The organism is Microbulbifer maximicatervae (SeqCode), from assembly GCF_052467505.1.
Window position 1 is genome coordinate 708,726 of sequence record NZ_CP174313.1, and the last position, 14,346, is coordinate 723,071.

Here is a 14,346-nt window from a genome sequence, read left to right on the forward strand (position 1 = left end):
AGTTTTAGTGGCTTTGGATTTAGCGGGCCAGGATGTAAGGGCGCTAACTTAGATGGGATACTCAAGGAGTCTATGGATTTCTTTTGGGCTGGCTTAGTGAGTTGCTCTTTGTGGAAGAGTTGGAAAGCCTTGGCCGATAGAGCGAGGTTGAGGCCCGCTGTGGGCCCTCATTTAAGGGGAAGTTGATTCTCAGCGTTTTTTGTTGCTGAGTTTCTGCTCCCTTTGAATACGAATATAAATTTCTTCGCGGTGAACTGCTAGGGATTTGGGGGCATGGATCCCGATCTTTACTTGGTTGCCCTTAACCTCCAGTACTTTGAGTGAGATGTCTGTTCCAATTCTTAGGTTTTCACCAGTCCGACGCTTCAAGATCAACATATTTTGTCCTACTGAATTTCAAGCTATTTTTTTGGCTCCGAAACCGGAAGGCTTAGAAAGACGTGATTGCAGGAAGGGCAGGGAGGAGCGCGAGAACGGTAAGCATGAAAGAAGAAAAGGCGGGCACTACGCTCCCAGAGCTTGGGAAATCGCTCCAAACTACTGGATCTTCTCGACTTTATTGAAGACGAGCGGGTTTCTAGCGTACTATGCATATAGCCAGTGCGTCCTGAGTATTTTTTTTTTATTTTTATAAATAAAAAATAAATACGTGCTATCCAGGAGATGGAGGTCGGCCCTCCGTTATCGCTTTGCAGGAAGTGATAACAAACCGCCTCAAGGTGATCGGAGTAAAGAGCTTTGGTTAGAAGCGCTTGAGGAAAAGGCGTAAGAGATACGTCAGGTATGTTGTGTAGAGACGAATGCAAATGAACCACTGATGAGGTGTCGAAAGCGTATTACCAAGATGATGTCAAAACCCGTGCACTGGCTAAGTGCGGGGATAAGCTTGGAGGTTACCTGTTTACCGACCGAGTGGCATCCGGCATAGAGGTGGCGTGAACACACAACAGGCTTTTGGGTGGAACAGGAGAACCTGTCGTCCAGGTGTTAAGGAAGAGCGTCAAGTAGAGGCCCTACAAGACGTTGAGTACCAAGACTGGTCACAGGGGCGGAACAACCCGTAGTAGTGGAGAAGCGGCTGTAATGGACGTGGAGCGAAGGGGTTGTCGTATTCGGCGACTAACCGTGTAATCAACCCAGATGGGGAGGAATTAACGATTAGCGCAAAGCCATTCAATATTCCCAAGCGAGCGGTTTGGGAAGCGTGGAAGCAGATTAAGGCTAATGGCGGCGGAGCGGGGATTGATGAGATAACGATAGAGCAATACGAATCGAGTCTTGTCAAAAACCTGTACAAGCTATGGAATCGGATGTCATCTGGCAGCTATTTTCCATCAGCCGTCAAACGAGTGGATATTCCGAAACTCGATGGCAGCCTGCGACCACTGGGTATCCCCACAATCGAAGATCGCATTGCGCAAATGGTGGCTAAGCAACTGCTGGAGCCAGAATTGGAGAAGGTATTTCACCCTGACTCCTACGGCTATCGGCCAGGCAAATCTGCTATAGACGCAGTGCGCCGAGCTCGACAACGATGCTGGGATAGAATCTGGGTAGTTGATTTAGATATCAAGGGTTTCTTTGACAATATTAATCACGAACTCCTGCTGAAGGCATTAGATAAACATAATAATCATCAGTGGGTCAGACTCTATGTACAGCGCTGGTTAACGGCTCCAGTACAACATCGGGACGGACAGCTTGAAGAGCGAACACAAGGTACTCCACAAGGGGGTGTAATCAGCCCTCTACTGGCAAACTTGTTTTTGCACTACGCGCTGGACGCCTGGATGGTGAGAACGCACAGAGATATTCCTTTTGAGCGTTACGCGGATGATGCTGTTTACCATTGTCGTAATCCTCGAGAGGCGGATCGCTTACTGGCGGCTCTAAAAGCACGCTTGACTACCTGCGGGCTTGAGGCTCATCCAGAGAAAACGCGCAAGGTCTATTGCAAGAACAGTAATCGTAAAGACTCCCACCCAGTGATCCACTTTGACTTTCTGGGCTTTCGATTTGGTCCCAGAAAAGCAAGGAATCGCCAAGGACAGATCTTCACCGCATTTAGTCCTTCAATGAGCCCTAAGGCCTTCAAGAGGATTAAGGATAAGGTCAGGCAATGGCGAGTAATAAACTGGGTGGATCGATCACTATCTGAAATGGCAAAAGTACTTAATCCCGCAATACAGGGTTGGCTGAACTACTATGGTCACTTTGGGCGGAGATATGGTGTTTATCGACTTCAGAAGTATCTTGACCAAACGCTGATGCGTTGGGCCAGGAAGAAGTTTAAGCATCTAAAGCGAAGCTGTTTCAAAAGTTGGGCCTTTATTGGAAAAGTTCGTCAACAAATGCGCGGCTTGTTTGCACACTGGAGAATGGGAAGATTGAAAATGTGCTGAATACGAAGAGCCGTATGAATTGAGAGGTTCACGTACGGTTCTGTGAGAGGTCGAAGGGGAAGTTCCTTTGGTCTACTCGACCTTTGATACTGTGATTATCAAGTTGGTTAGCTGGCCCCTGGTGTTGGTAGCACCTTGGGTCAGCGCGTTTTTCTTACTTTTACGTCACGCTACTGTTCTCCTTTGAGAAATGAGTCTTGGATTTACTTGAATCAACAATCCTTAAAAAACTGCTGGGTAAGACTCTAATTCCGATAAATATTCATCAATTTTACGCAGCTTTGACACTAAAACAAACTTAATAAAATCCAATAAGATCATTTTAGTGCCTATATTTTTGTGTTTTTTTGAAAAGTCTACTGTGGGTTGTTGTATTTCTGGGGAGAAGGATAACGCTGCTTGTCATTCTCTATATTGGTTTTTAAAAGTAATACCATCAGTTCAATTGAGCCCCATTTGCTGACCAAAATTTTCATCGGACTTTGCGGTTTTTGGATGTGTCACAGGGGCTTAACGCTGGTATTGGCCGTGCAGATTTACATTTCCAATCTTTCTTTTAATGAAACACTTAAGGGGTACTCAACCTCTGAGGGAAGAAGATTCTCCGCTTGCTCAAATTCTCCCGCTTTGACTAGTTGGTGAATTCTGTGGGCGCTTTCAGTTACATCAGTAATTTTCTGAATCCATTCGTTAACGTAAAGCATTACAGCTTTATTCGACAGCCCAATCTGAATAGCTCTGTGAGGAAGGGGTTCCAGATCTAAATTCCGTTCAGGGTCCCATTGAATACGGACAGGTGTAGTTCTCTTAGCCTCCAACCATGCTTCTTTCGTAGGGTATTGATTGGTTTGGTGGCTAAGCAGGCTATTCTGTAAGGCCCATTCAAATCCTTCTCTAGTGATATCTATCGCCAGAATGCGGTTTTGTCCGTTGTCTTTTTCTCCCCAACCCGAACGGTACATCATCCATAGGAAAGAGGGTTTAATCCAAGTCATACGTTCCATTTTGAATGGTGGGGATACAAAGGTTCCGTTTTGTAGGGCGGAATTTGCAATGGCTGTATTGTATGCTTGGTAGACGCGAATGGTGTGATTGTTAAAGCTAGCGCGGATCTGGCGCGTTGGAATAGTCATTTCTTAACCTCTAAATACATACTGTAATGTTACAAGTGGTTAAGTTATTAGTAAAATTCTATGCAAATTTACTCCTCAAGAGGAGTAGTAGAGTCCGTTGATTTAACGAAGCTCTACTACCAACATATTAGTTAATTATTCATGCATCAATAATCAGCACTAATCCAAACATTTTCAAAGTCGGTATAACCATAGATGGTAATATACCAAGTGCCCGATTGAGGAGCGTTCAAATCTATGGATTCATAGTTGCCCCAGTTTTCAGAAGCGTAGTCGGCATTTGACTCAGTGGCGGGTTCACCGTGCTTGATGTAGAGATCTGCATCACCAACGGAGTTGAATAGAGCAGCCCCCGTAGCTACAGAAAGCTGGGTCGCTCCTTCAGGAACTTCAATCTTAAACTCTAATTGATCTCCTGCATGGCCATTCAGGTCAGAGATAACCTCGCCGGGGATTAAAAATTCATCAGTAGATGATTCAGTAAAAGAGCCGGTCAGGGATACTTGATCGAAGTCTGAGTAGCCGTGGAGCATGACATGCCAGATCCCGGGAGTTGGGTTTGCTATAGCAACGGACTCCTCATTGCCACCTAAATAGGGCCGATAATCATAGACTGATTCAGTAGGTCTGCTAGCAAAACGAATATAGAGATCCGCATCGCCACTACCACCGGTTATCTCAAATGAAAGGTCGCTGGCATTTTCCGGTACTGTGATGGTGTAGAACAACGACTCTCCTGCATTGGCATTAAGACCGCTGACAGGTTTCTGATTAACCAGAATATTGTCGGACTGATCAGCCAGGGTTACCGTTGCCGTTAAATCTACACCCTCGAAGGAGCGTTCGATAGGAGACAGTAATATGTACCAGCGGCCGGCTTCCGGCGAAGTGACCTCAATATCTTCAATATTACCGCTATTTTCAGAACTGAAGTCAAAATCGGCTGGGGTAGGTTGGCGATTATAGGCCACGTACATATTCATTTCACCGCCCAGTTCATCGCCTGAATTGTCAGTAATAATTGTCAGGGTTTGAGCATTTTCGGGCACGTCGATATGGAATACTTTTTCGCCTTTGCTACTTAAATTCTCTCGTGTTTTTGATGGGATAAGAGTTAGCTCTGCCTCCTCATCACAAACTAATGAATTACCGCCTTTAGCGGGGCTGAAGCTAATGCTCCCTTCATTAAGATAAGAATCAATTAACTCAAGTGCCTCGCAGGAGTAGACATCGAGGAGGTTGTCCGTAACATCAATAGCGGTTAAGAAATGTCGATCCATTACCCATTCGAATTGCGCAGTATCCAAGTAGTTGCCGGCAATATTTAACGTTTCTAGACGTTTAGGTAGTTCGGGTAACTCGGTGAGGTTTTCATTAACAGCGGTTAAGTGCTTTAAGTATCGGAATACGTGAATACCTTGCAGTGACTGGATTTCCCCATTGCCTGGAGTGCGAATTTCTTCAATGTTTGCTGCTTCCAGGCTGTCGATCTCACCATCATTGTTTGTGTCGAAATAGGAGGTCAAATATGACTTGAATGCAGGGTCAGGAATATTAATATTGACCACGCCATAGTGGGATGCTGCTGCAACCTGGTCACCGCCGCCCAAGTCGATACGCTGGGCCATTATACGGCTGAAGTGCTCATAACCCGTTTTAGGGACAATAGTCTCTTGCCCATTAACCGAAAATGCACGTGATGGATAGTGCATTACAGACAGGAAGTCATAGTTACTGTAGTTGTGGGTTTGCCGTATATCAAAATTGTGGACATACTCGGGTTTAATATTGTCCTCAATAATTTCGACATATTCATCACGATCAGATCGCTGATGTTCATGCCTCATACCAATAACATGGCCCAATTCATGGACAATAATGTACTTGGTATTCCAGTTGTTCATGCTGAAGAATTGTCCGCCGCCAGTCTTTCCAACCATGGAGCGGTTTTCAGTTCCGTTTCTTACGTGAACGTAGTCAGATTGATCGGTGCGCCTTAAAAATTGTAAGTCCGCAATTTCTTCCCAGACTTTGGTGGCGTCGATAAAACGCTGTTGATTTTCTTCGGTGACACTATCGTAAAAGTCGTAATATATGATTCCATCAGGCCACTTATTCGCTGATATTTCAACAGCGGACATAATGCTAACTTGACCGGAATCCTCTTGAACTGGCTCCAGCATATCTCCGGTCAGCTGGTATAGCTTGCCATCAATAATGACTTGGCTTGATATTGGATGCTCTTCCAGTTGAGCAAACTCATTGCTGGTATAACTCGGTATCGCTTTATTAGCTGTCTGGCTGTATGCCACTGCCGACTGCAAGGTTAGAGTCAAGGTCGCTGAAATTCCCAGTGCTGTACTGGTAAATAGTTTCATTTTCATGTTCCTGCTTTGAAAATGTTTTTAAAGTTTTGCCAAACTTTTATCCATAAATAGTCGAGTGGAAGGCATGTCTGATTAACTCTGGCAACAAGTTAAGTCAGGATGAATATGCCGCCGCGCGGGAGAATACCGATGTTTGGATTTGAGGTCGATAGGTGGTTTTAAGTTGATTCAGAATGCGAAATTTGATTCGTGGCATTTCTCGAAGGGCGAACTCACGAAAGCGATAAAATGTAGAGGATGACTATCAATTTTTGAATGTATATCTTGGTGTTATTAGCAATACTTGTGTTCTGAATATTAGAGATCACCTAGGTGCTTTGTTAGCTGGGTAATTAGTGCCAGATCCAAATCCACTTGCTCTAAACTACGAATATCTTCGAGACAATTTCATATGAATGAGTGGGGTCGTATCCAGTTTGAGGATATGGGGCCACCTCAACCCGTCGTACAAACCCCTCAAATTGAACAACAAATAGCCTGGAAGGCAGTAGGGTACCCTGTTAGCCTCTCTTGCAAGCTAGATAGGAAGGAGCGAGCCTATGCAGGAGTCGGATGTTGCCAATCGGCTAATCGATGCGGCGCGAGAGTGCTTTTTGAACGATGAGTACCACCGGGTCACAACTCGCCAGATTGCTGCTAAGGCTGGAGTGGCGGTATCGATGATTCGATATTACTTCGGTAGCAAGGATGGCCTCTATGAAGATATGATCCGCCAAACCCTTCTGCCATTGATCGAGGCCGTAGAGCAACTCAGCCTTGATGGCGATTGGGATTTTGGAGATTTCTTTGCCCTTTACTACTCCACCATGCAAGAGAATCCCAAATTTCCGGCTCTGATCCTGAAAGTCATGGCCCTTAATCAAGGGCCGGGGAAAAATGTGATCCGTCAGCTCCTGGAGCGGGGGCGTCAAAGGGGGTCTCGGCGGTTAGCTGAAATTAAGGGTGAAGAAGCTGAACCTGAAGACCCCAAGTATGATTTACTCAGGATTTCATTTGTCAGTTTGGCTATGTTGCCGATGTTGGCCAAACCCGTCCTGGAAGAGCAAATGGGGCACGTTATGGACCCCGATTTCTTAAAACAGCTTGCAGAGTTTAATGGCCGACTTCTGAAGTCAGGTTTGCAAAGCTTATAGCGATAAGGCCTCAGCAAGTTGAGGCCGGTCTCTTATATCTATTTTTAATCAGATGTTATTTCTGAGGAGTTCTTATGCCCCAGTCAATGCAAAGAAATAGAGCCGTAAATTGGGTCTTTCAGCGCGCTTCTAATATGATTAATAGTATTTGTAATATTCCTAATGCTCTGATGCCGCCGCCATTTCGGATAATGCAAATTGGATCATTATTTTGGCAGTCTAGATGTCTGTATACGGCTGTCCGATTAAATATAGCTGATCATATTAACAGTGAAGTCGTTCCAGTAGAAAAACTGGCAAATGATTGTAATGCAGATAAAGAGCATCTATATCGATTGATGAGGATGTTGTGTGCAATGGGGATTTTTAAGGAGGTAAAAGCAAGGCACTTTTCGCACAATCGAAACTCTGAAGTGTTGCGCAGTGATGCCAGTAACAGCGTAAGAAGCATGGTGCTTATGCATAACTCCCCAGAATTCAGCAAGCCTTGGTTTAATGGGTTTGAAGATCATATTAAAGATGGGAGTGTGCCTTTTGAAGGTGTTTATGATCAGGAAATGTTTGATTATATGAATGATCATCAATCTGTGAGCACGCTGTTTTCGGACGCTATGGATACCGTTGATAATCTTACCGGGCTACAGTATTTACAAGATTTTGATTGGAGCAGGTTTGATAGGATTATTGACTTGGGTGGGGCAAAAGGCAGCAAAAGTGCGAGTGTCCTCTCTTCATATAAACACATGACGGCGATGGTGGTCGACAGGAATAATGTTGAGGGGACGGCAAGAGAGTACTGGAAAAACTCATTGAGTGATTCAGTTGAAGAGCGATTGGACTTCTTCCCGGCAGATATTATTAACGATAGGCTGCCGGTAGCTAATAGTGATAAGGATATCTACTTGTGTACGGCCGTTTTTCACTTGCTGAATGACAGTAAGGCAAAGCGACTCCTCAATAATATTTACTCTGCCATGCAAGGGAAAAATGCTACGCTCGCCATTGTTGACGCAGTATTACCTGAAAAGGGCGCAGACCTTAATTTGGCTGCCATGGACATGCAGATGTTGATGGGAACTCGTGGGCGGGAGCGAACGTTGAGTGAATGGAACCAACTCTTTAGTGATAGTCCTTTCTACTTGGTGGAGACAGTTTCCGTGCGTACCTTTGCAAAACTGATGGTGTTGAAAAAGAGAAAGGGTTAGGTGCTAAGCAGTAAGTGGGTGTCAACAAGCGCAATGTTAGTAATTATGAAAATGAAAAAACATTGCGCTTATTGTATTGGTGGCACGAATAGTCCGCTTATCAATTATAGATACGCCAGCAAGCCAATATCCTTAGTAGCTTAAAGTGCAGTATCACCTGTATTGGTTTTATATACGCCTATATTTACCTATAGCCTCTTTCTGCTAGTCGACTAAGGTTTCGGCCTTTGGTGTCTCAATGGATATTACAGAATTACTTAGGGGGCTCTGAGCCAATATATTTGAAATTACTGGATCTTAGCTATGTATCTAGTGTCCCGTCTAATAGGCAGCTTGCTAGTTTTATCGGTTATTTATGTGGGGTATGTTTGGGCTGATCTTGAGGACCGAGAGCTCGTTGCTGGGGTTACTTATGATATTCCAGGGTTGGCGTATAGAGAACCCTCTTCTGGCGCGATAGAAGGCTTTGAGCCTGACCTGGTTAGGGCAATTGGGGAGAAGTTATTTGGCGGCCCTGGCTATATAAGGCTAACCCGTGTGCTGGATGAGGATCGTATAAAGGCACTTGAAGACGGAAGAGTGGATATGGTGGTATCCCAGTTTACCATCACTCCAGAGCGCGAAGAAAAAGTGGACTTTTCGATTCCTTATTACGTTACGGGGGAGGGTTTACTGGTCCATAAAGATAGTGATATTGAGAGTTTTATCGATCTGGAAGGTAAGATAATTGCTGTTACTAAAGGCTCACTTTCCCTGAAAAGAATGCGTGCTGTCCTGCCGTCATTGGAGGGGGCCAGATTGGTTGTAGCGCCCACAAGCTCAGCAACTTTAGAGGCTGTTCAAAGTGGAAATGCTGATGCTGCCTCCAACGACATTATTAACCTGGTACTTTTGCGTAAGGCATCAGCCTATCCGACTTTATATCGTCTGGTGAATATTAGTGGAGACTTCCCCCCAAAACCCTTTGGTATCGGTGTTAAGAAAGGGAATAAGGAACTGCTCGAGCGACTAAATGCTGCTCTAGAAAGCCTAAAGGAGAGTGGGGAGATCAATAGAATGCTGGATAAGGCCGTTTCCAGTGTGGGGTCAGAGAATGACCCTGATGATACCTTCAGCGGCTCACAGTAGAGTAGTTGCAGAACTATCCGTACAGATAAAGTCTAATTAGGGGCGATATGACTACTAAACCCCCCAGTGTCTTCTCTTCTCTGCTTTTCAGCTCAGTCCTTTTCTTGGCTATTACTTACAGCAATTATCTACTGGGGAATTCCCCGATGCAGGCTACCCATTCGATCTTGGTGGAAACGGATGCACATGAGGGGCTTGTTTATGTACCCTCCCAGAAACGTCTCTACTTCACCAGTGTTCCAGATTTAGAGATTGAGAATCCACAAATATCGATCCGTTACTACGACTTTATTACTGGAGAAGTTGTAACCTGGAAGCACCGAAGCAATATGGCAAATAGCATGTGGCTTAGCAATGACGGTGAACATTTATTGGTTGCAGAGCAGGGGAAAGGAGTAACCCCGGGCGCTATCAGCCGCATAAGCCTTTCAGACGGTCAACGAGAAGTGCTTGTAGATGCCTATAAAGGCAAGCCATTTAATTCACCCAATAAAGTTGTACAGTCACCCTCTGGCTGGATCTACTTCACCGATCCAGATTATGGCTACAACCAAGGCTTCAAGCCTGAGCCAATGTTAACGCCAGCTGTCTATGCTTTTGATCCTTCAACAAAAAAGTTAATTCGCTTGTCAGCGGAGTACATGATGCCTCATGGGTTGGCAATCTCTCCAATAGGCAACCAAATTTATATTGGTGATACTGCAGCTATCGATGGAAAGAATCCTTACAACCCCAAAAAAACAAAAGACATTTATGTAAGCGCTTTGCCATCCCCGGAAAAATTGGAAGAGAAGCAATGGGTTTTGTCGGTACCAGTAGGGATTCCTGATGGTTTTATTGTTACTGGCCCCAAAAATGATCTGTGGGTGGCGGCAGGTGACGGGCTGCGACACTATCGAGAGAACGGCTCCCTGGTTAATCTTTACCCTGTTCCCGGCGGCGTGTATAGCGTAGCAACTGACGGTAAAGCAATTTATTCATCAAGTAACACCGCTATATGGAAGACAATTCCCCGAGGGGAAGAGGGGGGATAGTTCCTCTTACTTTTGGAGTGTTAGTACCTGTTCGAGCTGTCTAGCTACGGCAAGTAGTGCCAAATCCGCTCCAGGTAACCCATCTATCTCCAGGCCCACCGGTAATCCATTGGTGCCAGGCCCGATGGGGATGCTGATGCTTGGGGCACCGGTAACTGGTGCGGAGACATTGTTGTATATCAGTGTGTCCAGGGTGGGGAGTGTCTGTCCATTTAGCTCCAGTTGGTATGAGGATGTTTCCAGGGATTGCGCTTCGATTGGCGCAGTTGGAAATACGATCGCGTCCAGTTGATGCTGCTGGATAATCTTCGAATAGCTGTCGCGCACAGCAGGCAATTTCTTTAAGGCCGCTTGATAGGCTGAGTCTGACGGTGACTTAGGGCCGAGCACTGATTCCTGATAGACCGCTTTCACATCCTCACTCTTGATCATTGCTACCAAACCCTCTAGTTGAGTTTGTGGTTGATAATTCGCCAGAAAATGCCCCATGGCTGTCCGCATCTGATGAAACCCGACGGGAAATCCGATTTCGAGAGCGGCGCTGACTATTGGCGAAAGGTCTACTTCTACCAGGTCTACTCCGGCATCAATAAGGGTACTGATTAGAGCCCTGAAAGACTGGTTTACTCCAGGTGAGAGGTTGTCAAATAGAGGGTGGGCAAGCCCCAAGCGCAACTGATTGATCGGCTTGCATTGGGGTACGGAGACCCCTGTCATCACTTCAAACAGATAGATGGTATCTTCGACACTAACAGCCATAGGGCCGATTGTGTCAAATGCTGGCACAGAGGGTACGACTCCTTGGCTGCTAAGGCTGCCAGTTGAAGGGCGAAAGCCAACAATACCAGTTAACGCCGCGGGTAATCTGACGGAGCCGGCGGTATCGGTGCCGAGGCCAGCGGGCACAATCCCCGCGGCTACAGCAACAGCGGTGCCCCCCGATGAACCGCCGGGGAAGCAAGCGATGTCCCACGGATTCCTTACGGCACCAAATGCAGCGTTATTGGAGGTTGCACCAAAGGCGAGTTCATGTAGATTGGTCTTCCCAACCACTATGGCCCCACATCCCTCGAGTCGCTCAACTACTGGGGCAGAGGACTTCGGCAGAAAGTTCATGCCAAGGGTCCCAGCAGTGGTATGCATACCCTTTACATTGATATTGTCTTTAACAACGATGGGGATACCGGCAAGGGGCCTACGGTGGCTACCGGAGGCCAATTCCCTGTCAATGCATTTGGCTTTTTGAAGGGCGCCATGCCGATCGAGGCAGATGAAAGCATTGAGTTCGGAATGAGCAACTGCATTGTCACAAGCTTCTTCAATCAGTGATACTGCGCTAATCTTTCTTGCGAGCACCATCTCCACAAGCTCATGAAGGGAAGTCGTCATAGTTTGCTTACTAGCTTCTGATTGTACTTGGGATCTTAGATCATAGAGAGGAAGAAAGTAGGACGATAAGAATGATATTGGCTAATTTGATAGCACTAGCCTTGGTCTCACCGAGGTGTATCTGATGGTGAGGAGTGAGCAGCGCATTTCTGGCCGTTGAAAATATGAGGGTTATGGGTTTTGAAAGTTGATGTATTACTGTTTGATCTCGGCGGCGTACTAATAGAGCTAAAAGGCCGTCCATTACCAACCGGTAAAGCGCCTGTGACTGATGTTATTATCTCCGGTCCGGTAAGGCAGTTTGAGAGAGGAGAAATCACCACAGAAGAATTTGCAAACGCTTTAAAGTCTCAATTGGAAATAGAGGAATCGATAGAGACGATAATCGATCATTTCACAAACTGGCCTACGGGATTCTATCCAGGAGCAATTGAATTACTCAGTTCTCTAGAGAAAAATTACAGAGTGGCCGCATTGACAAATACCAATGAACTTCACTGGCCACGCATCACTCATGAATTTAATGCACATAACTATTTGGGCCCAATATTCGCTTCCCACCTTATAGGTATGGCAAAGCCCGATGAAGCATTTTTCAAGCATGCGCTTGAGCAGCTGGAAGTCGAAGCCAGTAGTGTTGTGTATATGGATGATATCTCTAGAAACGTAGAGGTGGCGAATAAGGTGGGTATGACTGCGTTTCATACCAAGGGTTTTGATTCGGTGTTGGAAGTGATAGAACGTTTAAATATTCAAAAATAGATTTTTGGCAGTAAGAAAGGTTAGAGGTATAACAGATTATTGTGTAGAGGTAGTTTCTTGGCCTTTAAAATCTACTTAAGCCATCCAGGCATGCCTGCCCTCAAGTTGCTCCCTCTTTCTAAATATTAATCTTCAGGAGCTTACTCGCAGTTCACGGCTAAGATCATTCGAATGTTGGTTAGACTATAATTTACGCCAGTTAGAAAGTGCCATCTTAATGAAATATGATCATGATGAGTGTTATTTCTGGGTTCGGTTGAAAAGCGGTAAAAAAAACTTATAAATTATGGGGTTACGTGAGTAGGGTGAAATTGAGATAGTAGTCAAAGTGATCGTTTTTCCATTTGGTACAATGGTTCTGAAGGATGGATAACATATTGATTTTGCTTGGGTTTTGTGTGTTTTTTCGTTAGATTGGTTCCAGGATAGTAATCAGGATAATAGTGATCAGAATGATTACTATATAAATGTTGTACAAACCCGCTGCGCGGGAGTGGTGCCACTTTTAAATTATAAGAGGCATTTTAGAAAATGCATAACCGGGTATTGCAAAATATATTTTCTGCGTACAGTGGTTATTTATCTAAAACTGCGCAACCACTAAAAAATTTAAAGGCTATCTCCTCGATACAAGAATGCCGTACAAAATCGATGGGAAGCAGTTATTATCGTTGTAAGCACAACCATGTCACTGAACAGCATCATTCTTGTAGGCATAGAAGTTGCCCCCTCTGCTCAGGCAGAAAACAGCTCCAGTGGGTTGATCAGCAGCGTCGTAAATTATTTGATACAGATCATTTTCATGTGGTCTTTACTATACCTCATGAGTATCTGCCGATATGGCAATACAACGAGGAGAAGCTTACAGATATACTCTTTTTGTCGAGTAAAGAAACGCTATTTGAATTGATGGCAAGTAAGGACTATCACGGCGTAACCCCCGGGATGCTTATGGCTCTGCATACTTGGGGAAGACAGTTAACTTTACATCCACATATACACTGCCTGATCACCGCTGGCGGTTTGACTTTAAGAGAAAACTGGAAAGAAACAGGTGAGTATTTATTACCTGTGCGAGTGGTTAAGAGTTTTTATAGGGGAAAGTTTCAAGCGCTGTTACTAGAGCAGTATCGTGCTGGGCTAATCAAGCTGCCTCCCAGTTGGCCCATTGGCCAGTTTGATATTCTCTTTAAAGCTTGCTATCGCAAAGAATGGTCAGTTCGTATTCAGGATCGATATGAGCATGGACAAGGCGTTCTGCTGTATTTTTCACGATATATCAAAGGTGGCCCGCTGAAGCCAAAGCAGATATTAAACGTGGATCATAAGGGGCTGGAATTTCGTTATTTTGATCACCGTGACCAGCGACGCAAGCGACTAAGATTAAAGCCTGAAGAGTTCTTAAGACGTGTCTTGCAGCACATACCTCCAATAGGAAAACACATGGTACGGAGTTATGGATTATATGCTGGGTGCAATAAGAAAAAGCACGATCTATGTAGTAATCAAGTGGGTTTAATGAAAGATCAACGACTCCCAGCTGGATTGCAAATCCAAGATCTGGTGGTAGAGTGTGGGCAGTGCCATGAATCTACAAAGTTGACTGGCAGAGTGTGGTCTAAGGCGAAAAAAGGAATTTCCTTTATAAAGGGGGCGGCTCGGCAAGATAGTGCCGGCGGGAATGTACAACATGGCGATGAACCAGACACTGCAGGAATGGGCCTCTTTAGTTCGGCCTAAATTCAATGCCAGATCATTTTTTTTACCGCCTGC

The 14,346-nt window shown here is 45.1% G+C and carries 11 protein-coding genes; 7 read left to right on the forward strand and 4 right to left on the reverse strand.

What is annotated here, in order from left to right:
- Positions 1-189: 189 nt before the first annotated feature.
- Positions 190-378, reverse strand: coding sequence for a carbon storage regulator CsrA (csrA, locus tag ACJJIN_RS03195; RefSeq protein WP_444896853.1), 189 nt, complete (start codon positions 376-378; stop codon positions 190-192).
- Positions 379-1,103: 725 nt separating this feature from the next.
- Here csrA and ltrA point away from each other — a divergent pair.
- A complete protein-coding gene (gene ltrA, locus ACJJIN_RS03200) occupies positions 1,104-2,402 on the forward strand; it encodes a group II intron reverse transcriptase/maturase (RefSeq protein ID WP_444895509.1) in 1,299 nt (432 codons plus the stop codon).
- A gap of 536 nt (positions 2,403-2,938) precedes the next feature.
- On the opposite strand, the gene ACJJIN_RS03205 is transcribed toward ltrA, so the two are convergent.
- On the reverse strand, positions 2,939-3,535 hold the full coding sequence (locus ACJJIN_RS03205) for a DUF4291 domain-containing protein (protein WP_282933246.1): 597 nt from the start codon (positions 3,533-3,535) through the stop codon (positions 2,939-2,941).
- A gap of 146 nt (positions 3,536-3,681) precedes the next feature.
- A complete protein-coding gene (locus ACJJIN_RS03210; protein WP_444896854.1) occupies positions 3,682-5,913 on the reverse strand; it encodes a pre-peptidase C-terminal domain-containing protein in 2,232 nt (743 codons plus the stop codon).
- A 548-nt stretch (positions 5,914-6,461) separates the two neighbouring features.
- On the opposite strand from ACJJIN_RS03210, the gene ACJJIN_RS03215 reads away from it, so the two are divergent.
- The 4 genes from ACJJIN_RS03215 (at position 6,462) to ACJJIN_RS03230 (ending at position 10,422) form a co-directional block, all read left to right on the forward strand.
- Entirely contained in the window at positions 6,462-7,055 is a 594-nt protein-coding gene (locus ACJJIN_RS03215) for a TetR/AcrR family transcriptional regulator (RefSeq protein ID WP_444896855.1), read from the forward strand.
- Between the two features lie 74 nt (positions 7,056-7,129).
- On the forward strand, positions 7,130-8,260 hold the full coding sequence (locus ACJJIN_RS03220; RefSeq protein ID WP_444896856.1) for a methyltransferase: 1,131 nt from the start codon (positions 7,130-7,132) through the stop codon (positions 8,258-8,260).
- Positions 8,261-8,563: 303 nt separating this feature from the next.
- Complete coding sequence (locus ACJJIN_RS03225) at positions 8,564-9,388, forward strand: transporter substrate-binding domain-containing protein (protein WP_282933242.1); 825 nt, start codon at positions 8,564-8,566, stop codon at positions 9,386-9,388.
- A gap of 146 nt (positions 9,389-9,534) precedes the next feature.
- Positions 9,535-10,422 (forward strand): SMP-30/gluconolactonase/LRE family protein, encoded by an 888-nt coding sequence (locus ACJJIN_RS03230; RefSeq protein ID WP_444896857.1) that lies wholly within the window; start codon positions 9,535-9,537, stop codon positions 10,420-10,422.
- 6 nt (positions 10,423-10,428) lie between these two features.
- Here the strand turns inward: ACJJIN_RS03230 and ACJJIN_RS03235 are convergent, their stop codons facing one another.
- The gene (locus ACJJIN_RS03235) at positions 10,429-11,811 is read right to left on the reverse strand and encodes an amidase family protein (RefSeq protein ID WP_444896858.1); all 1,383 of its coding nucleotides are present in this window, start codon (positions 11,809-11,811) and stop codon (positions 10,429-10,431) included.
- A gap of 180 nt (positions 11,812-11,991) precedes the next feature.
- Between ACJJIN_RS03235 and ACJJIN_RS03240 the strand changes: the two genes are divergently transcribed.
- Complete coding sequence (locus tag ACJJIN_RS03240) at positions 11,992-12,573, forward strand: HAD family hydrolase (protein WP_444896859.1); 582 nt, start codon at positions 11,992-11,994, stop codon at positions 12,571-12,573.
- A gap of 546 nt (positions 12,574-13,119) precedes the next feature.
- Positions 13,120-14,313, forward strand: a complete 1,194-nt coding sequence (locus ACJJIN_RS03245) for an IS91 family transposase (RefSeq protein ID WP_444895881.1) — start codon at positions 13,120-13,122, stop codon at positions 14,311-14,313.
- Positions 14,314-14,346: the final 33 nt, after the last annotated feature.